Origin of the sequence: Pseudomonas sp. BN417 (assembly GCF_029871205.1) — a bacterium.
GTDB lineage: Bacteria > Pseudomonadota > Gammaproteobacteria > Pseudomonadales > Pseudomonadaceae > Metapseudomonas.
This window is the reverse complement of sequence record NZ_SSOJ01000163.1, coordinates 100641-126603: the sequence shown is the minus strand read 5'-3', so window position 1 is coordinate 126603 and position 25963 is coordinate 100641. Positions and strand designations below refer to the sequence as shown.

Here is a 25963-nt window from a genome sequence, read left to right as displayed (position 1 = left end):
CGATTGGAAAAGGGACTCGCCCGGGAGGGCGAAACAGAGACCTGAAGCCCGCTCGGCAATGAGTTGAACACCAGAAGCTCAAGCCTCACTCACACCAGATTGCCAATCCGGTCTGAGCAAAATCTCCCCGGTAATCCGCGAAGAACCCAAAAAAAGCCCCGAAGGCCTGTTCGACCTTCGGGGCAAGGGGAGCTTTCAGCCCGGCGCCCGGACTTTTGGATCAGGCAACCACGGGGATCATCGGGTCCGCGGCGGCCAGCGCTTCGGCGCGGTTGGCGGCCGGCGGGTAGATCCAGACGCTGTTGATCTCGGTCTTGATCTTCTTGGCTTCATCCCGGACGAAGCGGATCTGGCGGTCCCAGCCTTCGGTAAAGATCGCGCCCCAGGCGCCGAGGTCGAGGCAGGTCACGTACTTGGGCTGGCTGTAGGCGATCGGGTCGACACCGATCAGGCTGGCCGCCACGTTGTTGCCGGCCGAACGGCCGAGGGCGATCGCGTGCTGGCAGGTCATCAGGGCGTAGTTGCCTGCATCGTCGACGGCGGCATAGGCCACGTCACCGGTGGCGAAGATGTCGTCCTGGCCGATCACCTTGAGGTTGCCGTCGACATGCAGGCGACCCTGGGCATCGCGTTCCGCGGGCACCTGCTCGGTCAGCGAGCTGGCACGCACACCGGCAGTCCAGACCACCGTGCTGGCCTCGATGCGTTGGCCATCGGAAAGGGTGACGCCATCGGCGTCGATGGACGCCACCGAGCTGTTCAGGCGCCACTCGACCCCCACTTCGGCGGATGCCTCGGCAATCAGGGAACGCGGACCATCGCCCAGCGCCGCACCGATTTCACTGCCGCGATCGACCACTATCACTCGCACCTCTGCGTCCGCGCCCAGGGCCTTGCGCAGGCGGGCGGGCATCTCGGTGGCGGTTTCGATACCGGTGAAACCACCGCCAGCGACTACCACGGTATTGCGTGCGACCGACGCCGGGAGCTGGCCAAGGGAGTGGATGTGTTTTTCCAGGCGCACGGCCTCATTGATTTCGTCGACGTCGAAGGCATGTTCGATACCTGCCAGGCGCGGACGCGCCACCTTGCTGCCGCTGGCCAGCACCAGCCGGTCATAGGCCCGGATGGCAGTTTCGCCCTGGGCATCGCGGTACTCGACCGTCTTGCCTGCTGCGTCGATCCGCTCGGCCGTGCCCTGGATGAAAGTCACGCCGACGGCTGCAAAGAGATCGTGGAGCGGAGCTGCCATCTTGTGCACGTCCGGCTCGTAGAAGCGCGGGCGGATACGCAGCTCGGCCTGGGGCGCGAGGACGGCCACTTCGGTATCGGTGTGGCCATGCAGGTCCATCAGGCGAGCGGCGCTCAGCGCGCTCCACATACCAGCAAACCCGGCGCCGACGATCAGAATGCGTTGTTTCATGTGTGTCTCCTGGAAGAAAAAGGAATCGCGTTGAGTACGAGTACGTATGGGCATCGAATCGATTGGCCTGTTACTTGGGCCAGCAGTGGGGGAGTCACCGATGCCTGCTTCGTAACTGCGACTATAAGAGTCGTAGTTTATTCGAGCAAGGCCTTTTTCAGATTGGCGCGCACCGTCCATCGCAATGGGTGCCCAGACGCTTTGCGCATATAGAAAGGAATCTGGGCCGTTGCGCCTGCTGCAGCCCATCGGCGCGAGCGCGGCAGGTCTTGCGGCAGCCCAGTGGATGCACGCAATATAGTGCGACTGAAGATGTCGGAGTTAGCTATGTCTCTATACAGCGCTGGCGTGGAGTACGGGATCCACTGCCTGCTTTACCTGACCGATGAGAAGGGCGATGGCCGCGAGTCCAGCGTGCGTGCGCTGGCTGAGCTGCAAGGTGTGCCCCAGGAACTCCTGGCCAAGGTCTTCACCAAGCTGGCGAAGGCCGGGCTGGTCGTCGCCACCGAGGGCGTGCGCGGCGGATTCAAGCTGGCGCGGCCGGCCGACGAGATCAGCGTGCTGGATATAGTCAAGGCCATCGACGGGGACAAATCGATCTTCGAATGCCGCGATATCCGTGGGCGTTGCGCCGTCTTCGACGGGTCGCCGCCGGACTGGGCCACCTCCGGTACCTGCGCGATTCACGCGGTGATGCTGACGGCGCAGAAACGCATGGAAGAAGCGCTGGCCCAGCAGACCGTGCTCGATCTGGTGCGGCGGCTAGGGCGCAAGGCCCCTCCGAGCTTCAATGAGGAAGTCATCCGCTGGATGGACACGCGCCGTGATGGCCGGGCCACCAGCGGTGAGGCATGACGCTCGCGGCAACGACGCGCCTGCTCAGGGCGCCGAGTCGGTGAGGAAGCAGGCGTCCTCGTCGCCCCTGAGGACGTAGCCCTCGTAGAGATTCTCGAAATCCAGCTCGCCGAAACTGTCCGCCAGGAAGTCCAGCAGGCTCCTGACCGAGGGCATCAGCCCGCGCCTCGAGGCGAACAGGGCATGGACTATCGCCCCCTTGGGTTTCCACTCGTCCAGGACCGGCAGCAGGACCCCATTGCGGATGTCCTTGAACACCACCAGCTTGGGCAGCTGCACGATTCCTCCTCCTTCAAGCGCCACCCGCCGCAAGGTGATCATGTCGTCGGTCACCAGGCGGGGCGAGTGGCGAACGGTCGCCTGCACGCCACCAGGGCCTTCCATGTTCCATAGGTATTGGCGGGCGCAGGGGCCCATGTCCAGGCTCGGATAACGCGCCAGGTCGGCCAGCGAGCGTACCGGGCCCAGCCGCTCGACGAGCCCGGGGCTCGCCACCAGTTCCTGGGGGCTGCGGGACAGTGTCTTCATCGTCAGGCCGCTGTCCTCGAAAGGCGGGAAGCCCACCCGCAGTGCGATGTCGAAGCCCTCGCGCAGGGGATCGACCTGGCGGTTGGTGCTTTCCAGGTGCACCTCGACCTCGGGATAGCGGCGCATGTAACGGGCGATCATGCCGGCCACCAGGAAGTTGAGCAGGGCGGTGGGGCAGGCGATGCGCACCATGCCCTTGGGCGAAGACTGGCTGTTGTCGATGATCGACTGCGCCGCTTGCGCCCCCTCCAGCATCACCAGGCAGTGCTGGTAGTACTCGAGACCCAGTTCCGAGACCGAGAATTGCCGTGTCGAGCGGTTGATCAGGCGAATCCCCAGCCGCTCCTCCAGCGCTGACAGATGGCGGCTCAGCTTCGACTTGGGGATGCCCAGCGCCCGGCTGGCAGCGCCTATGCCCTGGTGCTCGACGATCTGCGCGTAGAAGTACAGCTCATTCAGGTCGTACATCGAAGGGGTGTTCCATAAATGAAATGGTCATTTCCGACTGGGCGCCTACCGCAGGCAGCGGGTGCTGACTAAGGTTGCAACTCGCCGGGGCGTCAGCCGTTGCCCTTACCCTCTGGATTGCAATGAGGTCTGGAAAGTTGAAGACAGCATTGGACATCGCGCAACAGTTTTTCTCGAGCTATCGCAGCCATGACCTGGACGGGATGCTGGAGTGCTTTTCCGCCAATGGCCGCATCGACTACCTGCCCATCGGCCTGGAAGGACCGGCCCGGGAAGACGGGCGGCAGATCTGGGAAGGCCTGATCGAGGCCTTTCCGAACCTGACCAACCAGGTCACCGCCACCTACCAGGACGGTGACGGCCGAACCCTGGTATTCGAGGTGACCATCAGCGGCACCCAGGCCAGGGACGCGTTCGGCATCCGCAACAAGGGGCGGCATTTCGACCTGCCCCACGTCTTCATCATCCGCACCGGCGACGACCAGCGAATCAGCTGGATGAAGGCCTACTGGGACAACTCGGCCTGGTTCCTCGCACTCGGCAGGACCAGCCTGCTGGACGACGCGGACAGCTAGCCGCGAGCCGACGCGGGCGGTCGGCAGCACATTCTCAAGCAGGGTATCCGCCTCGTTGCGAGGTGCTGCCCTTTTTTCGGCAATAGAAAAGTGAGGTGGAACATGAGCAAGAAGATGCTGGTGGTGCTGACCAGCTTTCCCAAGTATCCGAACCTGGCGCGCGCCACGGGTCTCTGGTTGGGCGAGGCGGTGCATTTCGTGAGGAAAGTGGAGGCGGCTGGTTTCCAGGTCGACTACGTGAGCCCCCGGGGAGGCTACACCCCCATAGATCCCCATAGCCTGGCGATGGCCGACGAGGGCGACTGGCAGTGGTACCAGGACAAGGATTTCATGAATCGCCTGGGTGCGACCCTCAGGCCCAGCCAGGTCAACCCGGACGATTACTCGGTGATCTACTACGCCGGGGGCCACGGGGTGGTCTGGGACTTCCCGGACAACGAGGAACTGCAGGCGATCAGCCGCAGCATCTATGAACGCGGCGGCATCGTCTCCTCGGTATGCCATGGCGCGGTCGGCTTGCTGAACATCAAGCTGTCCGACGGTTCGTTGCTGATCAAGGGCAAGGAAGTCACCGGGTTCTCCAATGCCGAAGAGAAGATCGCCGAACTGGACAAGTACGTGCCGTACCTGACCGAGGACGAGATGGTGAAGCGCGGCGCCATCTACCAGAAGGCCGCCGAGCCCTGGGCACCCTTCGCCGTGGCTGACCAGCGGGTGGTCACCGGGCAGAACCCGGCATCCGGCGGCCCGGTGGCGGATCTGGTGCTGAAGGAACTGGGCCGCTAGGCCCGTGCTTTCCGGCCGCACCATTGCCGCCACGCACGGCATGGGGTGGCCGGGTTTCATCTGGAGTATCTGGCCGATATGCCGTCCCCCCTGTTTGTGACCGCCCGTTTCGCGGTGAAACCCGTGGCGCTCGAAGAAATGCGCAGCCTGCTGGCGGAGCTCAGCGAGAAGACTCGCCAGGAGCCCGGGTGCCTGGAATACGCCTACTACCAGTCCCTGGACGACCCCCTGGAGTTTTCCTCCTTCGAGCTCTGGCAAAGCCCGGAGTGCGAGGCCCGGCACTGGCAGACCCGGCATCTCCAGGATGCGCTCGCCCGCGCCGCTGGCCTGCTGCAAGTCGAGCCCCACATTCAGCGCTACCAGCGCCTGGTCTGAGGCGCGCTTTTGCACTTCGGAACAGGAAGGATTGCATTGGTTGCCAGGATGGAATCCTGGTTGCGTTCGGGCTACGGACTTTCTGAGTAGGGTGCGCTGCGCGCACCGGCGTGTTGGTGCGGCGGTTCCGGTGCGCACGGCGCACCCTACGACCTGGCTCCGTGAGTCGTGGCCACCGCAAGGTGTCGTTTCACCCCCTTACCAGAGCGGCAGGCTGTAGCTGAGGATCAGGCGGTTGTCGTCCAGGTCGTTGCCGAAGTGGCGGGTGCGTACGGTGGCGTTGCGCCATTTCACGCCCAGGTCTTTCAGCGGCCCGCTCTGGAAGACATAGGCGATGTCGGTGTTGCGCTCCCACTCCTTGCCTTCCGGCTGGTTGGTGCCCAGGTCGATGCTGTCACCGCTCAGATAGCGCGTCATGAAGGTCAGGCCCGGAAGGCCGAGGCTGGCGACGTCGAAGTCATAGCGCAGTTGCCAGGAGCGTTCGTCGCGATTGGCGAAGTCGCCGAACTGCACGTAGTTGAACAGGAACGGATCGCTGCCGGCGATATAGGCGTAACCCGTATCGCCACTCATGCGCTGGTAGGCCAGGCCGAGGCTGTGGGCGGCGAATCGATAGGTCAGCATGGCGCCGTAGGCGCTGTTGTCGATATTGCTGCTGCCGGCATCCCGCGCCCGGGCCCCACGCACTTCGGTCTTCAGCGAGTGCTGCGCGCCCAGGGGCTGGAGGTGGATCAGGCTGAGGAGGTGCTGGCGGTAGATGTCTTCCAGCTCGCCATAGTGATAGGCCGTGCTGAGCTGGTCGTTCCACTGGTAGCCGAGGCCGGCAAAGTCGAATGCATCGCTGGTCTTGCCGGTCTTCACCCCTATGGCGCCGGCGCTGCCGTTGCTGGCGGTCATTTCCTCGTAGTCCGATGAGTTGCGCTGGTTCACCCGCTGCAGCTGGCCGGCGTCCAGGGTCAGTCTGTCGATCTCCTGGGCATTCAGGTGGACGCCGCGAAAGGTCTGCGGCAGCAGGCGGCCGTCGTTGTAGGACACCGAGGGCAGGCGCGGCTGCAGGGTGCCGAGCTTGAGGACGCTCTTCGAGGCGCGCAGCTTGGCGGTCAGGCCCAGTTCGCCGTACTCGTCCTGGGCCTGGCGGGTTTCGCGGTCCTGCTTGAGCAACTGGGTGCCGCTGCGTCCACCGCCCGAGTCGAGCTTGACGCCGAGCAGGCCGAGGGCGTCGACGCCAACGCCTAGCGGTCCTTCAGTGAAGCCCGACTCGTAGCGCAGCAGGAAACCCTGGGCCCATTCCTCGGCCTTGGCCTGGGGAGCCTCGTGCTGGCGGAAATCACGGTTCATGTAGAAATTGCGCAGTTCCAGCATGGCCTTGCCGTCCTCGATCAGCGCGGCGCCGGCCGGTGCCGCCAGCGCGAGGCCGGCGAGGAGGATTGGGAGGGTGGATCGATCCATGGTGTTGCCTCTTGTTGTTATCGATGGAACAGCCGGGCCCGCATCGGGCCGTGGCGGGCCCGATGGCGGGGGAGTTGGCAGGAGGGGAAGGCGCCAGGTCAGCGCCCGCTTGCGAATAAAAAGGACGCGGCCCAAAGGAGCCAGGGCCGCGCCACGCTCAAACGGCAGGGCTGTTCGTTGGCCAGGCCGCCACGTACCGGATGCCGGGCGGGCAGGGCGCCCGGCTGGTCAGTGGCCGGATGCGCTGGCCATGCCCAGGCCGGTTTCCGCCCGGACCAGTTGGTCGTCGAAGCCTTCGCGGTCCAGGCGTGCCTGGGCACTGCGGTCCAGCGTGGACACCACCAGCAGCACCACAAAGGCCAGCGGCATGGAGAACAGCGCCGGGTGGTCGTAGGGGAAGACAGCCTCGGCATGGCCCAGCACCGTGACCCACACCGTCGGCGACAGGACCACCAGGGCCAGCGCCGATACCAGCCCGGCCAGGCCGCCGCAGATGGCGCCGCGGGTGGTGAGGCCCTTCCAGTACATGGCCATGATCAGCACCGGGAAGTTGGCCGAGGCGGCGATGCCGAAGGTCAGGGCTACCAGGAAAGTGATGTTCACGTCCTCGAAGAGAATGCCGAGGCCGATGGCGATCACCCCGAGGCCGATGACCGCCATGCGGGAAACGCGCATCTCCTGGGCTTCGCTGGCCTTGCCGCCTTTCAGCACCGTGACGTAGAGGTCGTGGGAGATGGCCGAGGCGCCGGCCAGGGTCAGGCCGGCGACCACGGCGAGGATGGTGGCGAAGGCCACGGCGGAGAGGAAACCGAGGAACAGGTTGCCGCCCAGCGCTTGCGCCAGGTGCATGGCGACCATGTTGCCGCCGCCGACCAGGGCGCCGCCCGGCTCGCCGTCTACAAAGTAGCGCGGCTCGGTGCCGACTATCACGATGGCGGCGAAGCCGAGCACGCAGACCACCAGGAAGAAGAAACCGATGAAGCCCGAGGCATAGAACACCGATTTACGCGCTTCCCTGGCGTTGGGCACGGTGAAGAAGCGCATCAGGATGTGCGGCAGGCCGGCCAGGCCGAACACCAGGCCGAGGGCCATGGAGGCGACATTCAGCGGGTTGGACAGCATGCTCCCCGGCCCCATGATGCTCCAGCCACCGGCATGTACCTCGACGGCGCGCCGGGCCAGCGTCTCCAGGCTGAAGCCGAACTCGGCCAGGGCGAGCAGCATGAGCGTGGTGCCGCCCACCAGCAGGAGCACCGCCTTGGTGATCTGCACCCAGGTGGTGGCCAGCATGCCGCCGAAGACCACGTAGACCAGCATCAGCACGCCGACCACGACGACGGCGACCGAGTAGTCCAGGCCGAACAGCAACTTGATCAACTGGCCGGCGCCGACCATCTGCAGCAGCAGGTAGCAGCAGACCACGGTGAGCGAGCCGCAGGCCGCCAGGACCCTGATCCGGCGCTGGTCGAGGCGGAAGGAAACGATGTCGGCGAAGGTGTAGCGGCCCAGGTTGCGCAGGCGCTCGGCCATCAGGAAAGTGAGCACCGGCCAGCCGACGAAGAAACCGGTGACATAGATGAAGCCGTCGTAGCCCTTGGCGAACACCAGGCTGGAAAGCCCCAACAAGGTGGAGGCCGACATGTAGTCGCCGGCGATCGCGAGGCCGTTCTGCAGACCGCTGATGCCGCCCCCGGCGGTATAGAAGTCGTGGGTCGACTGGGTACGCCGAGACGCCCACCAGGTGATCAGCAGGGTCACCATCACGAACAGCAGGAACATGGCGATGGCGGGCAGGTTGATGGGCTGCGTGGCGCTGGCGGTGGTGCCGGCGCATGCCAGGGCGGGCGAGGCGGCCAGGCCGATGGCGACAGAGCGGGTGGTTGCGCGTTTCATGCCTGGCTCTCCTTGACGATCTGTTCGCTGAGGCTGTCGTAGCGGGTGTTGGCGCGGTGCACGTACCAGCCGGTCAGCAGCCAGGTGGTGAGGATCAGCAAGGCCCCGAGGGGAAGTCCCAGGGACAGGTGGCTGCCAGGGTAGAGGGGCAGGTGGAGCACCTCGGGCAAGCAGGCCGCCAGCGCCATGAAGAGGAAATAGGCGGCCAGCACCAGGGCACTGAGAATCCAGGTGGTGCGCGAGCGCGACCGGGACAGGGCGATGAAGCGCGGGTTCTGCCGAATGCGGCTGTAGTGCAGGGTATGGGGTTCGGTTGTGCTGGACATCTTGCCTCCACTTTTTCTTGTTGTAGGGCTGCTCGGCGGCCCGCCTCGCGACGGGCCGTGGATGCTGGGGTGCGATGGGTGCGGCTGCCGGTCAGGGCCAGGCGTAGTCCGTGTAGCGTTCGCGCAGGGTCTTCTTGCTGACCTTGCCGGTGGCCGTATGGGGAAGCTCGGCCAACCGCTCGCTGGCATCGGGCAGCCACCACCTCGGCACCTTGCCGTCGAGGAAGGTCATCAGTTCCTGATGGCTGGGGGCGGCGTCGGGCTGCCGGGGGACTATCACCAGCAGGGGCCGTTCACTCCAGCGCGGATGGGCGACGCCGATCACCGCGGCCTCCGCCACCTGCGGATGGGCCATGACCGCATTCTCGATTTCCACCGAGCAGATCCACTCGCCGCCGGACTTGATCACGTCCTTGATCCTGTCGGTGATCTGCATGTAGCCCTGCGGGTCGATGGTGGCCACGTCGCCGGTATCGAACCAGTCTTCGGACATTTCCTGGCCGTAGTAGCCATTGCGTACCCAGGGGCCGCGCACCTGCAGCGCGCCCGCGGCCTGCCCGTCATGGGGCAGCGGCAGTCCGGCCTCGTCGAGGATGCGCATCTCCACGCCGAACAGGGCACGCCCTGACTTGAGCAGTTGCCGGCCGCGTGCTTCCTCGTCCAGCTCCGCATACCAGGGTTGCTGGCGGTTGTAGCTGCCCATGGGGCTCAGCTCGGTCATGCCCCAGCCGTTCTCCAGCGCGACGCCATGCCGGCCCATGGCCTGGATCAGCGCCAGCGGGCAGGCGGCGCCGCCGGTCACGGCGCGTTTCAGGCTGGGCAGCTTCTGGCCGCTCGCCTCCAGGTACTGGCCGATGTTGGCCCAGAGGGTCGGCACCGCCAGGGAGAAGGTCACCGCCTCGTCCTTGATCAGCTTGACCATGGCGGCGGCGTCGCCCACCCGTGGGCCCGGCAGCACCAGCTTGGCGCCGACCATTGCGGCGTTGTACGGCATGCCCCAGGCGTTGACATGGAACATCGGCACCATCGGCATCACCACGTCCAGGGCACGCAGGCCGACGTTGTCCGCCATGTTCTGCGCCATGCCGTGGAGGACCGCGCTGCGGTGGCTGGTGAGCACCCCCTTGGGATTGCCCGTGGTGCCCGAGGTGTAGCAGAGGCCGCAGGCCTGGCGCTCATCGAGCTCGGGCCAGGCATAGGTCGGTGCTGCCTGGTCCAGCAGGGTTTCGTAGCAGAGCAGGTTGGGTAGGCTGCTGGCCGGCATTTCCTCCGGTCCGCAGAGGGCGACGAAATGGCGGACGCCGCTCAACTCGCCTTGCAGGTCCTCCACCAGCGGGATGAACTGCGGGTCGATGAACAGCACGTCGTCCTGGGCATGGCGGATGATGTAGCCGATCTGCTCGGGGAACAGCTTGGGGTTGATGGTGTGGCATACGCGGCCCGAGCAAGGCACGGCGTAATGCAGTTCGAAATGCCGGTGGTCGTTCCAGGCCAGGGTGCCGACGCGGGCGCCGGGTGGGATATCCAGGGTCTCGAGGACATTGGCCAGGCGGCGTGCCCTGGCGAACGCCTCGCGGTAGTTGTAGCGGTGCACGCGGCCGTCGGCGAACAACGAAACGATCTCGGTGTCGGCCGCAATCTGGAGCGTATGCCGCATGATGGCGGCAATCCCCAGGTTGAAGTTCATCATCATGCCTTGCACAGGCAACCTCCTGCCTTGTTCTTGTTTGAGCGTCGAGGTCGCCCGGCCGGATGGCCAGGTCCTCGTGGCAGGGTGGGAGCAATGGCTGTGCCAATCTGCGGTTGATGTTTTTGGGGTGAGAAAAAACCTTTTCAGATCAGATAGATAGATTCTTGTGTCGATATCGCGCGGCACTTGAGTGACCGTTTTGGCCGGGCACGGTTTTCAGACCTGCAACAGTGTTTCAGAGCGGTGGTTTCATTCGTGCAAAGGGCCAGAAGCAAGCGGGCAGGGTGCGCCGCGCGCACCGCGCGGCGCTGCCGGCAGGCTCGGCGTCAGGCCCGGGCTTCGAACTCGGTGCGCATGGCGCACCCTACGATGGGCCAAGTACGAATATCTATTCGCCACGGCCAGCCCGCAGGCGCCGCCACAGCGTGGTGCGGCTGATGCCCAGGCGCCGCGCGGCTTCCTCCTGGTCGCCGTGGCAGGCTTCCAGCACCTGCCTGGCGTGGGCCACTTCGCTGGCCTTGCCGATACTGCGCAGGTCATTCGCCGGGGCGGCCGTTGCCTGTACCTGGGCTTGTGCGCCAAGCCCCTCGAAGAGTTCGGGGAACAGGGTGTGCAGTGCGGCGGCGCCGCTGCTCTCGCCCAGGGCCTGGGCGGACAGGGCGGCACGCTCCACCAGGTTTTCCAGTTCGCGGATGTTGCCCGGCCACTGGTGCCGCTGCAGGTGGGGCATCAGGCGCTGCAGGAGGTGCTGGCCGGCACCGCCCGCGTTCGGCCACTGCGGCAGCTTCTTCAAGATGGCATTGGCCAGCAGCGGAATGTCGCCGGGCCGCTCGCGCAATGGCGGCACCACCAGCCGCAGGATATTCAGACGGTAGTAGAGGTCCTCACGGAAGCGCCCGTCGGCGATGCGGCCGCGCAGGTCGCAGTGGGTGGCGGCAATCACGCGGATATCCACCGGCGTCGGTTCCGAGGCGCCCAGGCGCAGTACTTCGCGTTCCTGCAGCACCCGCAGCAGGCGCGTTTGCAGCGACACCGGCATGTCGCCGATCTCGTCGAGAAACAGGGTGCCGGTGTGGGCCGTCTCGATCAGGCCCACCTTCCCGCCCTTGCGCGAGCCGGTGAAGGCGCCTTCCTCGTAGCCGAAGAGTTCGCTCTCCAGCAGGGTCTCGGGAAAGGCCGCGCAGTTGATCGCGACGAAGGGGCCCGGCTGGCGCGGGCTGGCATTGTGCAGGCTCTGGGCGAGCAATTCCTTGCCGGTGCCGCTCTCGCCGGTGATCAGCACGGTGGAGTCGGTGGCGGCGTAGCGCCGCGCCAGTTCCAGCAGGTCGCGGAAGGCCGGGGCGTCCCCGAGTATCTGGTCGAAGTGGTAGCGCGCGGTGAATTGCCGGGGCCGTACCTGGCTGCGGATACGCCGGTCGGCGCGCTGGATGGCGTTGGCTTCCTGGCAGGCGATGACCGCCCCATCCGGCTTGCCGTTCTCGATGATGGGAGTGATGTTGGCGGCCAGGGTCCTGGTGCCGACGCGGATGATGCGGTTCTCCTCGCCTTCGCCGCTGGCGAGCACCGCAGCGATGTCGAGGCCGGGCAGGACCTCGCCGAGCGGCAACTCGCGGGCCTGGTCGCCGGTGATGCCGAGCAGGCTGGCCATGCGCGGGTTGAGCGATTGCACCAGGCCGTCGGCGTCCACCGCGATTACCCCATCGCTGAGGTTGCGCAGGACGGCATTCAGGCGCTGCTGCTGGACCAGCGTCTGCGCCCGGCTGCGGCAAATGGCCAGGGCGTCTTCCAGCGTGCGTCGCACCGCGTCCGCGTTGAGCGCCAGGACGCCCTGGGCTCCGGCGGCTTCTGCCACTTCCACGGCGGTGGAGGAACCCACCACCACCCGGTAGCCGTCGTCCATCAACTGGTGGATCTGCTGCTGCGCCCCTTCCAGAGTGGTGTAGGTGGCCTGGCGGATGTCGACCGTGAACAGAGATGCCATGGCTTCCAGTTCCGGATGGGTGTGCTGGAAGCTGACGATACCGACCTTGGTAGCCCTGGCCCTGGCCAGATCGAGGGCGCGGATCAGGTCGTACTCGCCCATGCGAATCGAGAGCACGGTCGTGGTGATGCGCCGCCTCAGATACTCGGACGCGGCGCCGGAACAGATGATGATGTCCACGTCCTGGCGGCTTTCCAGTTCCTTGCCGATGTCGCGGAGGCGGCTCACCGTGGATTCGACGATTTCCACCTGGACCCGGCTGCGGTAGTCCGGGATCACCTGCTGGACAATGCGGGCCATGCGGCTGGGCCCATCCGGGAGGCTGAGGTGGGTGATCAGGGCGACTACGCGGGGCAGGTAATGCTCGGTCGGCATGCTGGTTTCCGGTGGGTGAAGGCGCTTTCCATGCTGAAACATCGATTTCAGTTCTGCAACGTGAGTTGCGAATCGGCAGCCGGCCACGTTTTTTGTTTTTCAAATAACCTGTTGTTTTCAAATGATAATTCTTGCGAAATCGGGTTTCTTTCAGGAGCTGGCGCGGCTTTTGCTCTCCTGCCTTCCAGGTCATTCCCTGTGAGAAGGAGACTCCGATGTACAGCAAAGCATTACCCGAATCCGAACTTGCCCGGATCGACATTCCCGATGCCCACCCGGCGCTGGCCGGTTTCCTGAGGGAGCGGCTCGGCTACGAGGAGGTACGGATCGAGCGCAGCGAGCGGCTGTCCGGCGGCGCCATCCAGGAAAATTGGCTGCTGAGCGCCCGTGTCCGCAATGGATCGTGGCAGGCGGAGCGCCGCTGGGTCCTGCGCACCGACGCGCCATCCTCGGTGGCCGTCAGCATGAGCCGCGAACAGGAGTTCGCGGTACTGAGCGCCGTGCACCAGGCCGGCGTGAAGGTGCCCCGGCCGCTGTGGCTATGCCGCGACCCGGCGGTGATCGGCGGCGATTTCTTTGTCATGCAGGCCCTAGGCGGCTCCGCCAGCGGTCACCGGCTGACCACCGACCGGGAGCTCGAACCGGCCCGTGCCGGGCTGTGCCGTGAGCTGGGCAGCAACCTGGCGATGCTCCATCGCATCACCCCGGCGCACCCGAACCTGGGTTTCCTGCCTGCGCCGGTGGCGGATCCGCTGCAAGCCAGCATTGACCAGTACCGGCAATACCTGGATGCCTTGCCGGGCAGCCATCCGGTCATCGAGTGGGGGCTGCGCTGGTGCGAGCTGAACCGCCCCGAGCCGCTTCCCGCGAAACTGCTCCATCGCGATTTTCGCACCGGCAACTACATGGTGGAGGACGGGCGCCTGAGCGGGGTGCTGGATTGGGAATTCACCGGTTGGGGCGACCCGCGGGAGGACCTTGGCTGGTTCACTGCCCGGTGCTGGCGCTTCGCCCGCCCGGACCGCGAGGCGGGCGGCATGGGCGAGCTGGCTGACTTCCTCGACGGTTACCAGGACTTCTCTGGGTACCGCCCCTCGAGCGAAGAACTGAGGTTCTGGCAATTGCTGGCGCACCTGCGCTGGGCAGTGGTTGCCCTGCAGCAGGCCCAGCGCCACCTGTCCGGCCAGCAGCGCTCCCTGGAACTGGCCCTGACGGGCTGCATGGTGCCGGAGCTGGAGCACGAAATCCTGGCCCTAAGCGGAGGCAAGCCATGAATGGCCCGAACGCCCTCGAACTGCTGGCGACCACCCGCGAGCTGTTGCTCGGGGAAATGCTTCCGGCGCTGCCGGAGCAGCTCCACTACGAATGCCGGATGGCCGCCAGCGCCATGGCCATGGTCGCCCGTGAAATAGAACATGGCGCCAGGGCCCTGCGCATCGAAGCGGACGCGCTGGAGCAGGTCCTGAACCTCCACGGCCTGGCCGGGCTCACCGCTGAGGACGCCCGCGCCATGCTCTGCCAGTTCATCCGTCAGGGCCTGTTCGACCAGCCCGGCCCGTCCCGGGACATGCTGCTCCACGCCCTGGGAGAGATCACCCGAGCCAGGCTGTCGGTGAGCAATCCCAAGGTGGTGGGCCATGGCCGCTGATTCTCTGCCGCCACTGCGCCGGCGCCGCTGCTACCTGGTGCGCCATGGCCATGTCGACTACTTCGATGATGCGGGACGGCCGCTCGACCCGCGTTCGGTGCCTCTGTCTCGCAGCGGCGCAACACAGGCCAGGGCGCTGGGCGAGGTGATCCGGGGCACGGGTTTCGAGCGGGTACTCTGCTCCGACTACCCGCGTGCCCGGCAGACCCTGGACCTGCTGCTGGCGGGCCGCGAGCTTCCGGTGAAGGCCATGCCCGAGCTGCGCGAGATTCGCGCTGGCCGGCTGCGCGAGATCCCCCCGGAGTCGCTGCACCGGGAAGTGACCGGGGCCTACCGGGGGGCCGCGCAGCCCGGAGCCGCCTTCCTCGGCGGAGAGCGCTGGGATGCCTTCCAGCAGCGGGTGCTGGGCGTCTTCTTCGACCTGCTCGGCGACCCGTCATGGGACAGCGCCCTGATGGTCAGCCACGACGCGGTGAATCGCATCCTCCTGGCCTGGGCGGCTGGTGTCGGCCTGCCCGGCATCGCCGCCTTCGAGCAGGACACCGCCTGCCTCAATGTCCTCGACATCGACAGTCGTGGCGGCCAGGTGCTGGGCGGGATCATCCGCACCCTCAACTTCACCCCCTACGACCCGCACAAGTCCGGCATTCGGGACACCGTCCTGGAAAACCTGTTCAACGCCATCCAACCATCCGGGCTGACGGCCTGACTCCTTCTGCAAGCAAAGGAAGACCTACATGAACTTCGCCCTTTCCGACGAGCTCCTGGACCTTCAGGCCAGGGTCCGGCACTTCATCGCCACCGAGATAGTGCCGATGGAGAACGACCCACGGCAGACCGCCCATGGTCCGTCCGCCGAGCTGAGGCAGGCCCTGGTGGAGAAGGCCCGCGCCCATGGCCTGCTGACGCCCCACGCCTCGCGGGAAATGGGTGGCCTTGGGCTGTCCCATGTGGAGAAGGCAGTGATATTCGAGGAGGCGGCCTACTCGCCGCTGGGACCGACGGCGCTGAATATCCATGCGCCGGATGAAGGCAACATCCACCTGATGGAAGTGGTGGCCTCGGACGCGCAGAAGGACCGTTGGCTACGGCCGCTGGTACAGGGGCACATACGCTCCTGCTTCGCCATGACCGAGCCCGGCCCCGGCGCGGGTTCCGATCCGTCGATGCTGACCACCACCGCAGTGCGCGATGGTGACGACTACCTCATCAATGGCCGCAAGTGGCTGATCACCGGTGCCGAAGGCGCCAGCCTGGCCATCATCATGGCGCGCATGGAAGACGGCAGCGCCACCATGTTCCTGACCGATACGGACCGTCCGGGTTTCTTCCTCGAACGCATGATGGATTCGATGGACAGCTGCTTCACCGGTGGCCACGCGGTGCTGCGCTTCGACAACCTGCGGGTGCCGGCCAGCGATGTGCTGGGCGAGATCGGCAAGGGCTTCCGCTACGCCCAGGTACGCCTGGCCCCGGCCCGGCTGACCCATTGCATGCGCTGGCTTGGCCAGGCACGCCGCGCCCATGACGTGGCCTGTGCCTACGCCAGCCGCCGCGAGTCGTTCGGCAAGAAGCTGGGCGAGCACCAGGGCGTCGGCTTCATGCTGGCGGACAACGAGATGGACCTGCTCACCACGCGCCTGGCCATCCAGCATTGCGCCTGGGTGCTGGACCAGGGCGAGCGCGGCAACTTCGAGTCGAGCATGGCCAAGGTCATCAGCTCCGAAGGCATCTGGCGGGTGATCGACCGCAGCGTGCAGGTACTGGGCGGGCAGGGCGTCACCAGCGAGGCGATAGTCGACCGGATCTTCCGCGACGCCCGCGGCTTCCGCATCTACGATGGCCCCAACGAAGTGCATCGCATGAGCCTGGCGCGGAAAATCCTCGCCCGTACGGCTGAGGGGGCCCCGGAATGAGCCGCGATCCTTCGAAGCTCTTTGACCTGGCCGGGCGCCGTGCGCTGGTAACGGGCGCATCCAGCGGGCTCGGCCTGCACTTCGCCAGGACCCTGGCGGCGGCAGGGGCCAGGGTCGCCGTTGCCGCGCGGCGGGTGGAACGCCTCGAAGGGCTGGTCAGCGACCTGCAGTTCGAAGGCCGCGATGCCCGCGCCTATGCCCTGGACGTGACGTCGCGGCAATCGGTGGTCGACTGCCTCGATGCCCTGACGGCCGATTGGGGCGGGGTGGACATAGTGGTGAACAACGCCGGGGTCAGCGATACCAGACGCGTGCTCGACTACCGCGACGAGGATTGGCAGGCGATCCTCGACACCAACCTCAAGGGCGCCTGGATGGTGGCCCAGGAGGCGGCGCGGCGGATGGTGGCGGCGGGGCAGGGCGGGAGCCTGATCAATATCACTTCGATCCTCGCCAGCCGGGTCGGCGGCGGCGTCGGCCCCTATTGCGCGGCGAAGGCCGGGCTGAGCCACCTGACCCGCTCCATGGCCCTGGAACTCGCCCGGCATGGCATTCGCGTCAACGCCATCGCCCCGGGCTATGTGGCCACCGAAATCAACCAGGCCTTCCTCGCCAGCGAGGCCGGCGAGCGGCTCAGGGCGCGCATTCCGGCGCGGGCATTCTGCACCTGCGAAGACCTGGACGGCGCCTTGCTGCTGCTCGCATCGGATGCCGGTCTGGGGATGACGGGCGCGGAAATCGTGGTCGATGGGGGCCATGCCTGTTCCGGGCTCTGAGCGGGCAGGGCGATGCCGCCTTGCCGGCGGCATCGCCCGGAACCCCGTCCCTGTCAGCCGGTCTTGAGCACTATCTTGCCGATGTGCCGGCCGCTGTCGATCAGCTCGTGGGCGCGGCTGGCCTGCTCCAGGGCGAAGGTCTGGTAGATCACCGGCTTCAGCTTTCCGGCCTGGATCAGCGGCCAGACCCGCGCTTCCAGCTCGTCGATGATCTGCGCCTTCTCGTCGTGGCTGCGCGAGCGCAAGGTCGAGCCGATGTGGGTGAGGCGCTTGGTCAGCAGGGGGAAGAGGTCGAGTTCCCTGGCCGCACCCTTGATCACGCCGATCTGCACGATGCGCCCGTTCATGGCGGCGGCCTGGAAGTTCCTCGCCACGTAATCGCCGGCGATGATGTCGACGATGACGTCCACGCCCTTGCCTTCGGTGGCCTTCATCACTTCCAGGGCGAAATCCGCCTCCTGGTAGTTGACCGCCAGGTCTGCGCCCAGGGCCAGGCTGGCCTGGCGCTGTTCCTCGTTGCCGACCGTGGTGATGATCTTCGCGGCGCCGAATGCCTTGGCCAGCATGGTCGCGGTGGTGCCGATGCCGGAGGCGCCACCGTGGATCAGCAGGGTCTCGCCCTGCTTGAACTGTCCGCGCTGGAACAGGTTGACCCAGACGGTCATGAAGGTTTCCGGTAGTGCCGCCGCTTCCACCAGGTCCAGCCCCCGGGGAAGGTGGAGGGTGGTGCGTTCGTCGGCCACGGCGTACTCGGCATAGCCGCCACCCGGCACCAGAGCGCTGACCTTGTCGCCGATGGCGAAGCGGCTGGTCGCGCTGCCCAGGGCCACTACCTCGCCGGCGATTTCCAGGCCCGGGATATCCGAAGCGCCGGCCGGCGGATCGTACAGACCCTTGCGCTGCAGCACGTCAGGGCCATTGACCCCGGCCGCCAGGACCCGGATCAGCACTTCGCGCGGGGCGGGGCTCGGCGTCGGCCGGCGGGCCGGAACCAGCACTTCGGGACCGCCCGGCCGGGTGATTTCGATGGCGGTCATCTGCTGGGGGATGTTGGTGCTGCTCATGGTCGCGTCCTCTTCGGATGGTCGGGATGCCTGCCATGGTAGGGCTGCCCTATGATGCAGTCGTGCAGTGTTATTTCAGGGTTTGGATGCAGAAATGCATCAGGAGAGCATGCGATGAATTGGGACGATGCCCGGGTCTTCCTCGCCCTGGGGCGGGAGCAGACCCTGCGTGGAGCCGCGCGCACCCTGCATGTGGACCAGGCCACGGTCGGCCGTCGTATCGCGGCGATGGAGCGTGGCCTGGGCTCCACGCTGTTCCTGCGGACGTCCGGCGGCTACCTGCTGACGCCGGCGGGCGAGGCGGCGTTCGAAGCGGCCGAGCGGATGGAGGCCTCGGCCATCGAACTGATGCGCCGTACCCAGGGGCTGGACAGGGCGCTCTCGGGCGAAGTGCGACTCACCACCACCGATTCGCTGGCCGTCGACTTCATCATTCCCGCCATCGCGCGGCTGCATGCCGAGCACCCGGATGTCAGCGTGGTGCTCAACAGCTCTTCACAGCTGCTCAACCTGTCCAGGCGCGAGGCGGACATCGCCATCCGCACGCAGAAGCCGGAAAACCCCGACCTGACCCTCAAGCGGCTGGCACGCTGGCCCATGGGCCTGTTCGCGGCCCAAGGCTATCTGGACAGCCATGGAGCCCCCGAACCCGGCAGTGCCTTTAGCGGCCATGACATCGTGATGTACGAGCCTTATCTCACGGAAAGCCGCGAGCCGACGCTGGTCGGCGAGCCCATCGGCGGCGGCCGGATCGTGGCGGCGGTCAACTCCAGCATGATGGTGCGCAGGGCTATTGGTGCCGGCCTGGGTATCGGTGAGATTCCCCTGTACATGGGGCAGCAGGACGGCCTGGTGCACCTCTGGCCGGAGCGCGAGCGCGGCAAACCCTACGAGGTCTGGATGGTGACCCATGCAGACCTGCGCCACACGGCGCGGATCCGCGCCGTGATCGACCAGGTGGTGGAGGTTTTCGCCGGGGTGATGGCTACTACCTAGTGGCCATGACGCCGGCCTTTGGCCTGCTTGATGACATCCATCACTGCCCCGGTCAGCACAGCGGTGGAAACGCCGAACATGAGGATGCCGTGGGCGGCCTCCATGGGCCCCAGCAGCCGCCACTTTTCGGTCATGACGATGTCGCCGTAGCCCAGGGTGGCGAAGTTCACACCGGAGAAGTAAAGCGCCGTCTCGAACTTGTCGAACTCGCCGAGGTACAGGAACAGCGCGGCCCAGATGGCCGTCTGCACGAAGTTGCCCAGCAGCATCACCAGCATCACCAGCCCCAGCAGCAAGGCATTGCGTCCCAGTGAATCATGGCTCTGCTCGGCATGCCTGAAACGCACGTACTGGCGTAGGCACAGGGCCAGGAAGATTGCCTGCAGGAACAGGCAGAGCAGCATGATGGGGAAGCCGATCAGAAGGCTGAGGAACATGTGCTGGTCTCGTCAGGGGTTGATGGGGCGCTGGCGCCTGATGTCGATCAGGTACACCGCCAGGCAGGCGTACAGGGTCACGGCGATGAACAGGCCCATGCGCACGGCGAATGCCGTGTAGACATCCTTGCCGGCCGCGCTGTCCTGCACCGACTGGCCGAGCAGGATGATCAGGGTGGCCATGCTGTTCAGCCAGAAGCCCGGGCTCAGCCGGGTCGGGCTCAGGGCATAGAGCTTGCGCGCCAGCAGCAGGCCGAACAGCAGCATCCACAGGAAGAACATCCAGAGGTTCGGCAGGATTCCCAGCGCCCCCCAGAACAGGATGGCCAGCAGGCCGCCGAGCAGGGTCGAGCCGAGCAGTTCCCGGCCCGCGTCGCGCGCCCTGGTGTCGCATGCCTGCTGGCCCAGGCTCACGGCCTTCATGATCACCGGCATATAGCTGGCCGGGTCGATCAGCGCCAGCAGGTAGGCCGGCATTACCACCAGCATGGCACGCAGCGCGATCCAGCTGGTATCGGTGGGTGTCAGCCCGGCTTTGGCGGGTGCGGGCGAGGCGGCTGCTGATTCGGGGAACAGCCAGTGGCCGAGGGTGAGGCTGAGAACTGCCAACAGTACGCCTTTCAACAGCGCCTCGATGACCATCAGCGACAGTTCGAAGTCGCTGGCTCCGGCGGCGGAGATCAGGGTCAGGCCGATGACCAGGAAGGTGGAAACCAGCGAGTTGCCCCCGCTCAGGCCGTAGCGGAAGCAAATGAAGAGCAGGAGTCCGACCAGCAGCACGCCGCTCAATGGGGCATGGATCAGCAGCGGAATCAGCAGCAGGCCGCTGCCGGTGGTCAGCGCCACCATGAGCGCCAGGCCCAGTCCGGCCTTGAGGCCCAGCGGCCGATTCATCGCGGCGCCCATGAACAGGGTCAACATCGGTGCCAGGAAAGGGATCGGCAGGGCCAGGCCGAAGCTCGCGGCGAGGCACAGCGCAGTGGCGCTGGCCAGGCGCAGCGCGCGCTGGCCGCGCGGATCGCGCTCAGTAGGCATAGGACAGCCAGCTCATCAGGCGCAGGACCACCCGGCCAAGCGGGTTCAGCACGTTGCCTTCGCGCGGGAAGGCCATCACCTCGGCCTGCCCGCCGACGCGGATGCCGCGCAGCTTGGCCAGCTCGCCCGGGGCGAATTCGACTATCACCGGGAAGCGCTGCGCCGGACGCAGCCAGTCGCGGCTGTTCTGCACCGTCGGCAGGCTGCCGGGCGCGGTGGCCTGGCCGACGCTGACGCCATAGCCGATGCTGCGCACGCGCCCCTCGAATATCCGCCCGGGCAGGGTGTCGAGCACGATACCGACCGGGCTGCCGACCTCGACCAGGCCTAGGTTGTTCTCGGTCATGTCCGCGCTGACCCAGACGTCATGGATCGCGATCAGGGTCATGACCGGGTTGCCGGCTGCGGCGAATTGTCCGGCTTCGGTACGCAGGTCGGTGATCAGGCCTGCCGAACGCGCGCGCACCTGGGTGTTGGCCAGGTCCAGCTCGGCCTTGTGCAGGGCCGAGGTGGCGCTGCGCAGCTGGGCGTTGTCTTCCTCGCCGCCGCCTTGCTGCTCGCGCGCACGCTGCACTTCGGCACGGGCCGCGGCGACCTGGCTGATGGCCTGCTCGCGAGAGGCACGGGCGCCTTCCAGGCGGCGCAGCGAGATGGTGCCCGGATCTTCCCGGTAGAGACGCTCCAGGCGCGCGCTGTTCTGCTTCTCTTTCAGCTCGTTGGCCTGTGCGGCCTGCAAGGATGCCAGCGCCGAGTCGATGCCGGCGGTGCTCGCGCCGATCTGCCGGCGTGTGGAATCGAGGTCGGCGCGGGCGCGGTCGACGGCGATCTGGTACTGCTGGCGATCCACCTCGAACAGCACCTCGCCGGCCTTCACATCCTGGTTGTTGCGTACCAGCACCCGGGTTACCCGGCCCGCCACCTCGGCCGCCACCGGAACGACGAAGGCCTGCACCCGCGCTTGCTGGGTATAGGGCGTGAAGCGGTCGGCCAGCAGGTACCAGACCAGGGTCAGGACTATTACCCAGGCGACCCAGCCGGCCCCGCGCTTCACCGGGTCGGAGTCGGGCGCCGGCGGCTTGGCTGGCGCTTCTGCGGGGTCCTTCGAGGCATCACTCATCGTTGCTCACCTTGTGCGGGTCCGGACCGCTGCCCGGGGCCGGAGGGCTTTGTTCGTCGAGCAGGTCGCCCCAGTCGGTGCGTTCCTGCATCTGCTGGCGGGTGGCCGGGTCGACCAGCGGCTCGGTGCTGTACCAGCCGCCGCCGAGGGCCTTGTACAGATTGATCAGGTTGCTGACCGCAGCGCCGCGGTTGGCCAGGTAGGCGTCCTGCTGGGCGATCAGCGCGCGCTGGGCGTCCAGTACGCGCTGGAAATCCGCGTAGCCTTCGCGGTACTGGGAGTTGGCCAGGTTCAGCGAGCGCTCGGCCGCTTGCGCCGCCTCGCCGAGGATGCCGTCGCGTTCCAGGGACTTGACCAGGCCGATGGCGGCGTCGTCCGCCTCGCGCGCGGCCTGCCGTACACCGTCCTGGTAGGCGACTATCAACTGCTGCAGCCGGGCGTCCTGCACCCGTACGTTGTTCGTGATCCGGCCATGGTCGAACAGGTTCCAGCGCAGGCTGGGGCCACCGACCAGGTCCAGGGTGTCCGGTGCGCCGTCCAGCGAGCTGGTGGACCAGACGATGCTGCCCAGAAGGCTCAGGGACGGGTAGAGGTCGGCTTCGGCCACGCCTATCAACGCCGACTGGGCGGCCACCTGGAGTTCCGCGGCGCGAACGTCCGGCCGGCGCAAGAGCAGGTTGGCCGGCACGTCCTGCAGCACTGCGTGGTCGACCAGCGGGATCAGCCCCTCGTTCTCGCCCAGCTCAGGCAGCGGCCCTGGCGGCCGGCCGATCAGCGTGGACAGCGCGTTGCGGCTGACAAGGATCTGGCGCTCCAGCTCGGGGATGGTGCTCAGGGTGCCCAGGTACTGGGTCCTGGCCTGCTGCACGTCGAGTTCGGTTTCCTCGCCGCCCTCGAACAGCCGTTCGGTGATCTCGAGGCTGCGATTCTGCAGCTGTGCGTTCTCCCGTGCGATGCGCAGGCGAGCTTCGGTGGTCCGCAGTGCATAGTAGGTATCCGCCACTTGCGCGCGCAGCAGCACCAGCAGGTCTTCACGATTGGCCAGGGAGGCGAAGTAGGCGGCGTCGGCCGACTCGATGGCGCGGCTGAAGCGCCCCCAGAAATCCAGTTCCCAGGCGATGTCGAAGCCGGCGCTGTGCTGCCAGAAGTGGGTGTCCTGCGGGTTGCGCCCGCCTGACTGGTCGCGCTTGAGGTAAACGCTGTCGGCGCTGGCCTGCTGGAACTGCGGGTAGCGGCCGCTCTCGGCGATGCCCAGCTGGGCGCGGGCCTCCAGCACCCGCAGGCCGGCGATCTTCAGGTCGGGGTTGTTGCGGTCCGCCTCGAGGATCAGCCGCTCCAGCGCCGGGTCCTCGAACACCTGCCACCACTGCTGATCGTCCGGCTGCGGACGGAGGAGGCCGGCCTGCTCCAGGGCGGGGCTGTTCCAGTGCTCTATCCAGGGTTCTCCCGGTGACTGGAAGTCCGGCCCGAGGCGCACGCAGCCGCCGAGGCCGAGCACGCCGAGCAGGAGCAGCCGGCCAGGGTCGAGGCAACGCCACATCATGGGCTGCGCAGCTGCATCAGGTCTGCGGCGGTTGGTCGGGCTGCACGTCCTCCTGCGGGTTTTCCACCCACTGCCAGAACAGCTGATAGCCGACCGCCAGCACCACCGGGCCGATGAACAGGCCGATGAAGCCGCTGGTGACCATGCCGCCCAGGGCGCCGATGAGGATCACCGGCATGGGTACGTCCACCCCGCGGCCGAGCAGCAGCGGTTTCAGCACGTTGTCGGACATGCCGGCGACGAGGCTGTAGATGGCGAAGATGATGCTCGCTGCGGTCGTGCCTTCGGTGGCAAAGACGTAGCCGATCACCGGCAGCGAAATCAGCACGACCGGCAGCTGCATGATGCCCAGCAGCAGGGCGGCCAGGGCCAACAGGCCGGCGCCCGGAATCCCCATGGCGACGAAGCCGACGCCGACCAGCAGCATCTGGATGAAGGCGATGCCGACCACGCCCTGGGCCACGGCGCGGATGGTGGCCGTGCAGAGCACGGCGATCTTCGGTCCCCTGTCCGGGCCGGAGATGCGCGTGGCGATCTGTACTGCACTGCGGCTGCCATTGTCGCCGTAGGCCATGATGACGCCGGCGATAATCAGGGCGGCGACGAACATCAGGAAGCCGACGCCGACACCCGCAAGCTTGCCCAGCAGGTTCAGGCTGACGTCTTTCAGATGGGGCAGGACCTTGCGCAGCAGGCTGGTCAGGTCGGTGGAAGCCTGCAGCCAGAAATCGTGCAGGGTCGGCCCCACCAGCGGCAAGGTGGCCACCTTCTCGGTCGGCGGCGGGATGTGGAGACTGCCTTCCTTGACGACGGTCAGGGCATGCTCCACGGACTCGGCCATCGAATCGACCAGCAGGTAGGCCGGCACCATCAGGATGATCAGCGCGACCACCACGATCAGGGTCGCCGCGCGGCCGTCGCTGTCGCCCAGCCTGGCCTTCAGCAGGCGGTGCAGGGGATAGAGGGTGATGGCCAGGATCACCGACCAGAGCATCAGGTTGAGGAAAGGGTTGAAGATCTGGAAGCAGAAGATGACCAGCACTGCGATAAGTCCGGCACGGATCAGGACATCGAGCAGGCCACGGGACAGCATTCGTTCCGTGAGGGGGGTGGGTGACATCTGGCTTCTCCTTGTGATGCGACCAGGCAGGCAGAGGGAACGCGATTGTTGTATGGCGGGCCTGGAACCGCCGTAGGGATCACGGCGGTGTCCGCCCGCGGGGACGGCCTGGAAGGTTTCGGCCAGGCCGCCCGTGTTCGACCGCGACAGTCAGTGGAACGGGAAGATGTAGTTCATCCAGGCCGCCATGCGCAGGAGGATCTTGCGCATCACCGCGACATGGTGGAAATGCTTGCTGTAGAGCGCCGCCTGGCCGTAGGCGCCGCCCGGCATCAGCTTGCTGTAGGGCTCGAAGGCGGGGTCGGTGATCTCGATGATCACCGGCACCCGGCCTGGCGGTGGCGAGCCCGTGTAGCTGAGCAGGGTGCCGGAAGGCTGTACCTGGCCTTCGCCGATCACCCCGATCACTTGTTTCACCTTGCCGCTGAAGACCTTGCCGGGAATGCCGTCGAAGGCCACCTCGGCCTCGTCACCGGGAGTCAGGCGCAGTTGGCTGTTCTGCCGCATCCAGGCGGTGAAGTAGTGGCCTTCGTCCGGAATGAAAACCATCGAGGGGCGTAATGGCAACCTGGTCGCCATCATCCCGGGGCGCAGCGAGACATGGGTGACGAAGCCCTTGCTTGGCGCCCGCACCACGGTGTGGTCCAGTTCGAACTGGGCGATGTTCTGTTGCGCCTGCAGGTCATCCACCCGTGCCGTGGTGATGTCCACATCCCTTCGATTGCCGACGTTACGCGCGGCCAGCTCGCGGGCGCGGAACTGGTCGGCCTTGGCCGACACCAGCTGGGCCTTGAGGGAATTGACCCGGTTCTCGAAGGGCGTCGGGTCGATGCGGAACAGGACGTCGCCCTTTTCCAGCGGTTGGTTGCCCTGTACCGGCACATCTATCACCTGGCCGGTCACCACCGGAATCACCGGAACCGAGACGAAGTAGCTGCGGGCTACCTCCGAGTAGGGGTGGTTGTAGTTCATGGTGAAGATCAGCGCGCCGATCAGCACCACCCCGCCGAGCACGGCGGTGGGCACCGACCATTTGTTCAGCGGGATGCGGAAGATCTTGAAGATGGCGACGCAGAGGGCCGTGTAGGTAAGGATAAGCAGGAGATCCATGGTCAGACGTCCTCTTCCCGGGCCGGAGGCGCCGGCGGTTGCGGGGTGCCCCGCTGGCCTTCGAGCCGCTCCAGGCGCTGGAGGACTTCCGCCATCTGTTGTTCGAGGTGGGCTACATGGACCTGCGCAGGCTTGCCGTCACTGAAGCCCCAACCCCGGTCCTCGCGATAGGCCATGGCCCAGATCCACAGGAAGGGCCAGAGCGCGTGCAGGGTGAACAGGCTGACCCAGCCGGTGGCATGGATCGCATCCTGGTGCGGGTGGTTGCGGTGCACGGCGATCTCGTAGGGGATGTCGTGCAGCACGATGATCCCGTAGAACAACACTATCCCGACGAAAAACAGCAAGCCCAGGGCGAAGTAATCGAGCATGAAATCCTTCCCTCAACGGTGATCCATGGATATGGAAAAAGCGGAATGCTGATGGCCTCAGGTCCAATGATGGAAATTAAAAATCGTCATTACCGCCTTGATCTGC

General features: G+C 66.3%; 25 protein-coding genes. 10 read left to right on the top strand and 15 right to left on the bottom strand.

The window, feature by feature from the left end; translation table 11 throughout:
- Positions 1-220 precede the first annotated feature (220 nt).
- Positions 221-1423, bottom strand: a complete 1203-nt coding sequence (locus E8F11_RS28730) for an NAD(P)/FAD-dependent oxidoreductase (protein WP_280292306.1) — start codon at positions 1421-1423, stop codon at positions 221-223.
- 327 nt (positions 1424-1750) lie between these two features.
- Here E8F11_RS28730 and E8F11_RS28725 point away from each other — a divergent pair, with 327 nt between their 5' ends.
- On the top strand, positions 1751-2278 hold the full coding sequence (locus E8F11_RS28725) for an Rrf2 family transcriptional regulator (RefSeq protein WP_280292305.1): 528 nt from the start codon (positions 1751-1753) through the stop codon (positions 2276-2278).
- Positions 2279-2302: 24 nt separating this feature from the next.
- Here the strand turns inward: E8F11_RS28725 and E8F11_RS28720 are convergent, their stop codons facing one another.
- Positions 2303-3274: a LysR substrate-binding domain-containing protein gene (locus tag E8F11_RS28720; protein ID WP_280292304.1), complete on the bottom strand. Its 972-nt coding sequence runs from the start codon at positions 3272-3274 to the stop codon at positions 2303-2305.
- 137 nt (positions 3275-3411) lie between these two features.
- Here E8F11_RS28720 and E8F11_RS28715 point away from each other — a divergent pair, with 137 nt between their 5' ends.
- The 3 genes from E8F11_RS28715 (at position 3412) to E8F11_RS28705 (ending at position 5010) form a co-directional block, all read left to right on the top strand.
- Positions 3412-3849, top strand: a complete 438-nt coding sequence (locus tag E8F11_RS28715) for a nuclear transport factor 2 family protein (protein ID WP_280292303.1) — start codon at positions 3412-3414, stop codon at positions 3847-3849.
- Between the two features lie 102 nt (positions 3850-3951).
- Positions 3952-4635 (top strand): type 1 glutamine amidotransferase domain-containing protein, encoded by a 684-nt coding sequence (locus E8F11_RS28710; protein ID WP_280292302.1) that lies wholly within the window; start codon positions 3952-3954, stop codon positions 4633-4635.
- 78 nt (positions 4636-4713) lie between these two features.
- Complete coding sequence (locus E8F11_RS28705; protein ID WP_280292301.1) at positions 4714-5010, top strand: putative quinol monooxygenase; 297 nt, start codon at positions 4714-4716, stop codon at positions 5008-5010.
- A 198-nt stretch (positions 5011-5208) separates the two neighbouring features.
- Here E8F11_RS28705 and E8F11_RS28700 read toward each other — a convergent pair whose 3' ends face one another.
- The 5 genes from E8F11_RS28700 to prpR form a co-directional block, all read right to left on the bottom strand.
- On the bottom strand, positions 5209-6459 hold the full coding sequence (locus E8F11_RS28700) for an OprD family porin (RefSeq protein ID WP_280292300.1): 1251 nt from the start codon (positions 6457-6459) through the stop codon (positions 5209-5211).
- Between the two features lie 228 nt (positions 6460-6687).
- Complete coding sequence (locus E8F11_RS28695; RefSeq protein WP_280292299.1) at positions 6688-8352, bottom strand: cation acetate symporter; 1665 nt, start codon at positions 8350-8352, stop codon at positions 6688-6690.
- Entirely contained in the window at positions 8349-8678 is a 330-nt protein-coding gene (locus E8F11_RS28690) for a DUF485 domain-containing protein (protein ID WP_280292298.1), read from the bottom strand. The genes E8F11_RS28695 and E8F11_RS28690 overlap by 4 nt, the downstream gene beginning before the upstream one ends.
- A 91-nt stretch (positions 8679-8769) precedes the next feature.
- Complete coding sequence (locus tag E8F11_RS28685; protein ID WP_280292312.1) at positions 8770-10371, bottom strand: long-chain fatty acid--CoA ligase; 1602 nt, start codon at positions 10369-10371, stop codon at positions 8770-8772.
- Between the two features lie 385 nt (positions 10372-10756).
- A complete protein-coding gene (prpR, locus tag E8F11_RS28680; protein WP_280292297.1) occupies positions 10757-12724 on the bottom strand; it encodes a propionate catabolism operon regulatory protein PrpR in 1968 nt (655 codons plus the stop codon).
- 215 nt (positions 12725-12939) lie between these two features.
- Between prpR and E8F11_RS28675 the strand changes: the two genes are divergently transcribed.
- From E8F11_RS28675 to E8F11_RS28655, 5 genes are read left to right on the top strand one after another with little or no spacing between them, the layout of a single operon-like run.
- Positions 12940-13998: a phosphotransferase family protein gene (locus E8F11_RS28675; protein ID WP_280292296.1), complete on the top strand. Its 1059-nt coding sequence runs from the start codon at positions 12940-12942 to the stop codon at positions 13996-13998.
- Entirely contained in the window at positions 13995-14372 is a 378-nt protein-coding gene (locus E8F11_RS28670; RefSeq protein WP_280292295.1) for a DUF6285 domain-containing protein, read from the top strand. The genes E8F11_RS28675 and E8F11_RS28670 overlap by 4 nt, the downstream gene beginning before the upstream one ends.
- Positions 14362-15081 carry a histidine phosphatase family protein gene (locus tag E8F11_RS28665; protein WP_280292294.1) on the top strand — a complete coding sequence of 240 codons (720 nt, stop codon included), beginning with the start codon at positions 14362-14364 and terminating at the stop codon, positions 15079-15081. The genes E8F11_RS28670 and E8F11_RS28665 overlap by 11 nt, the downstream gene beginning before the upstream one ends.
- A 28-nt stretch (positions 15082-15109) precedes the next feature.
- A complete protein-coding gene (locus E8F11_RS28660) occupies positions 15110-16288 on the top strand; it encodes an acyl-CoA dehydrogenase family protein (RefSeq protein WP_280292293.1) in 1179 nt (392 codons plus the stop codon).
- Positions 16285-17064, top strand: a complete 780-nt coding sequence (locus tag E8F11_RS28655; protein WP_280292292.1) for an SDR family oxidoreductase — start codon at positions 16285-16287, stop codon at positions 17062-17064. The genes E8F11_RS28660 and E8F11_RS28655 overlap by 4 nt, the downstream gene beginning before the upstream one ends.
- A gap of 53 nt (positions 17065-17117) precedes the next feature.
- On the opposite strand, the gene E8F11_RS28650 is transcribed toward E8F11_RS28655, so the two are convergent.
- Entirely contained in the window at positions 17118-18101 is a 984-nt protein-coding gene (locus E8F11_RS28650; protein WP_280292311.1) for an NAD(P)H-quinone oxidoreductase, read from the bottom strand.
- A 141-nt stretch (positions 18102-18242) separates the two neighbouring features.
- Here E8F11_RS28650 and E8F11_RS28645 point away from each other — a divergent pair, with 141 nt between their 5' ends.
- Complete coding sequence (locus E8F11_RS28645; RefSeq protein ID WP_280292291.1) at positions 18243-19124, top strand: LysR family transcriptional regulator; 882 nt, start codon at positions 18243-18245, stop codon at positions 19122-19124.
- Here the strand turns inward: E8F11_RS28645 and E8F11_RS28640 are convergent.
- From E8F11_RS28640 to E8F11_RS28610, 7 genes are all read right to left on the bottom strand, one after another.
- Positions 19121-19561 carry a potassium channel family protein gene (locus E8F11_RS28640; protein ID WP_280292290.1) on the bottom strand — a complete coding sequence of 147 codons (441 nt, stop codon included), beginning with the start codon at positions 19559-19561 and terminating at the stop codon, positions 19121-19123. The genes E8F11_RS28645 and E8F11_RS28640 overlap by 4 nt on opposite strands.
- A gap of 12 nt (positions 19562-19573) precedes the next feature.
- Entirely contained in the window at positions 19574-20596 is a 1023-nt protein-coding gene (locus E8F11_RS28635; protein ID WP_280292289.1) for a DUF2955 domain-containing protein, read from the bottom strand.
- Entirely contained in the window at positions 20586-21713 is a 1128-nt protein-coding gene (locus E8F11_RS28630) for an HlyD family secretion protein (protein ID WP_280292288.1), read from the bottom strand. The genes E8F11_RS28635 and E8F11_RS28630 overlap by 11 nt, the downstream gene beginning before the upstream one ends.
- A complete protein-coding gene (locus tag E8F11_RS28625) occupies positions 21706-23256 on the bottom strand; it encodes a TolC family protein (protein ID WP_280292287.1) in 1551 nt (516 codons plus the stop codon). The genes E8F11_RS28630 and E8F11_RS28625 overlap by 8 nt, the downstream gene beginning before the upstream one ends.
- A gap of 16 nt (positions 23257-23272) precedes the next feature.
- On the bottom strand, positions 23273-24376 hold the full coding sequence (locus E8F11_RS28620) for an AI-2E family transporter (RefSeq protein ID WP_280292286.1): 1104 nt from the start codon (positions 24374-24376) through the stop codon (positions 23273-23275).
- Positions 24377-24526: 150 nt separating this feature from the next.
- Entirely contained in the window at positions 24527-25486 is a 960-nt protein-coding gene (locus E8F11_RS28615; RefSeq protein ID WP_280292285.1) for a biotin/lipoyl-binding protein, read from the bottom strand.
- A gap of 2 nt (positions 25487-25488) precedes the next feature.
- A complete protein-coding gene (locus E8F11_RS28610) occupies positions 25489-25857 on the bottom strand; it encodes a DUF3302 domain-containing protein (RefSeq protein WP_280292284.1) in 369 nt (122 codons plus the stop codon).
- Between the last annotated feature and the right edge of the window lie 106 nt (positions 25858-25963).

What these genes read in the sequence shown, in the direction of transcription:
- E8F11_RS28705 (WP_280292301.1), top strand. Translation starts at nt 4,714, where the DNA reads ATGCCGTCCCCCCTGTTTGTGACCGCCCGTTTCGCGGTGAAACCCGTG.
- prpR (WP_280292297.1), bottom strand. Translation starts at nt 12,724, where the DNA reads ATGCCGACCGAGCATTACCTGCCCCGCGTAGTCGCCCTGATCACCCAC.
- E8F11_RS28610 (WP_280292284.1), bottom strand. Translation starts at nt 25,857, where the DNA reads ATGCTCGATTACTTCGCCCTGGGCTTGCTGTTTTTCGTCGGGATAGTG.
- E8F11_RS28630 (WP_280292288.1), bottom strand. Translation starts at nt 21,713, where the DNA reads ATGAGTGATGCCTCGAAGGACCCCGCAGAAGCGCCAGCCAAGCCGCCG.
- E8F11_RS28670 (WP_280292295.1), top strand. Translation starts at nt 13,995, where the DNA reads ATGAATGGCCCGAACGCCCTCGAACTGCTGGCGACCACCCGCGAGCTG.
- E8F11_RS28695 (WP_280292299.1), bottom strand. Translation starts at nt 8,352, where the DNA reads ATGAAACGCGCAACCACCCGCTCTGTCGCCATCGGCCTGGCCGCCTCG.
- E8F11_RS28655 (WP_280292292.1), top strand. Translation starts at nt 16,285, where the DNA reads ATGAGCCGCGATCCTTCGAAGCTCTTTGACCTGGCCGGGCGCCGTGCG.
- E8F11_RS28690 (WP_280292298.1), bottom strand. Translation starts at nt 8,678, where the DNA reads ATGTCCAGCACAACCGAACCCCATACCCTGCACTACAGCCGCATTCGG.
- E8F11_RS28660 (WP_280292293.1), top strand. Translation starts at nt 15,110, where the DNA reads ATGAACTTCGCCCTTTCCGACGAGCTCCTGGACCTTCAGGCCAGGGTC.
- E8F11_RS28710 (WP_280292302.1), top strand. Translation starts at nt 3,952, where the DNA reads ATGAGCAAGAAGATGCTGGTGGTGCTGACCAGCTTTCCCAAGTATCCG.
- E8F11_RS28720 (WP_280292304.1), bottom strand. Translation starts at nt 3,274, where the DNA reads ATGTACGACCTGAATGAGCTGTACTTCTACGCGCAGATCGTCGAGCAC.
- E8F11_RS28700 (WP_280292300.1), bottom strand. Translation starts at nt 6,459, where the DNA reads ATGGATCGATCCACCCTCCCAATCCTCCTCGCCGGCCTCGCGCTGGCG.
- E8F11_RS28730 (WP_280292306.1), bottom strand. Translation starts at nt 1,423, where the DNA reads ATGAAACAACGCATTCTGATCGTCGGCGCCGGGTTTGCTGGTATGTGG.
- E8F11_RS28620 (WP_280292286.1), bottom strand. Translation starts at nt 24,376, where the DNA reads ATGTCACCCACCCCCCTCACGGAACGAATGCTGTCCCGTGGCCTGCTC.
- E8F11_RS28675 (WP_280292296.1), top strand. Translation starts at nt 12,940, where the DNA reads ATGTACAGCAAAGCATTACCCGAATCCGAACTTGCCCGGATCGACATT.
- E8F11_RS28635 (WP_280292289.1), bottom strand. Translation starts at nt 20,596, where the DNA reads ATGCCTACTGAGCGCGATCCGCGCGGCCAGCGCGCGCTGCGCCTGGCC.
- E8F11_RS28650 (WP_280292311.1), bottom strand. Translation starts at nt 18,101, where the DNA reads ATGACCGCCATCGAAATCACCCGGCCGGGCGGTCCCGAAGTGCTGGTT.
- E8F11_RS28615 (WP_280292285.1), bottom strand. Translation starts at nt 25,486, where the DNA reads ATGGATCTCCTGCTTATCCTTACCTACACGGCCCTCTGCGTCGCCATC.
- E8F11_RS28645 (WP_280292291.1), top strand. Translation starts at nt 18,243, where the DNA reads ATGAATTGGGACGATGCCCGGGTCTTCCTCGCCCTGGGGCGGGAGCAG.
- E8F11_RS28625 (WP_280292287.1), bottom strand. Translation starts at nt 23,256, where the DNA reads ATGATGTGGCGTTGCCTCGACCCTGGCCGGCTGCTCCTGCTCGGCGTG.
- E8F11_RS28640 (WP_280292290.1), bottom strand. Translation starts at nt 19,561, where the DNA reads ATGTTCCTCAGCCTTCTGATCGGCTTCCCCATCATGCTGCTCTGCCTG.
- E8F11_RS28665 (WP_280292294.1), top strand. Translation starts at nt 14,362, where the DNA reads ATGGCCGCTGATTCTCTGCCGCCACTGCGCCGGCGCCGCTGCTACCTG.
- E8F11_RS28685 (WP_280292312.1), bottom strand. Translation starts at nt 10,371, where the DNA reads ATGATGATGAACTTCAACCTGGGGATTGCCGCCATCATGCGGCATACG.
- E8F11_RS28725 (WP_280292305.1), top strand. Translation starts at nt 1,751, where the DNA reads ATGTCTCTATACAGCGCTGGCGTGGAGTACGGGATCCACTGCCTGCTT.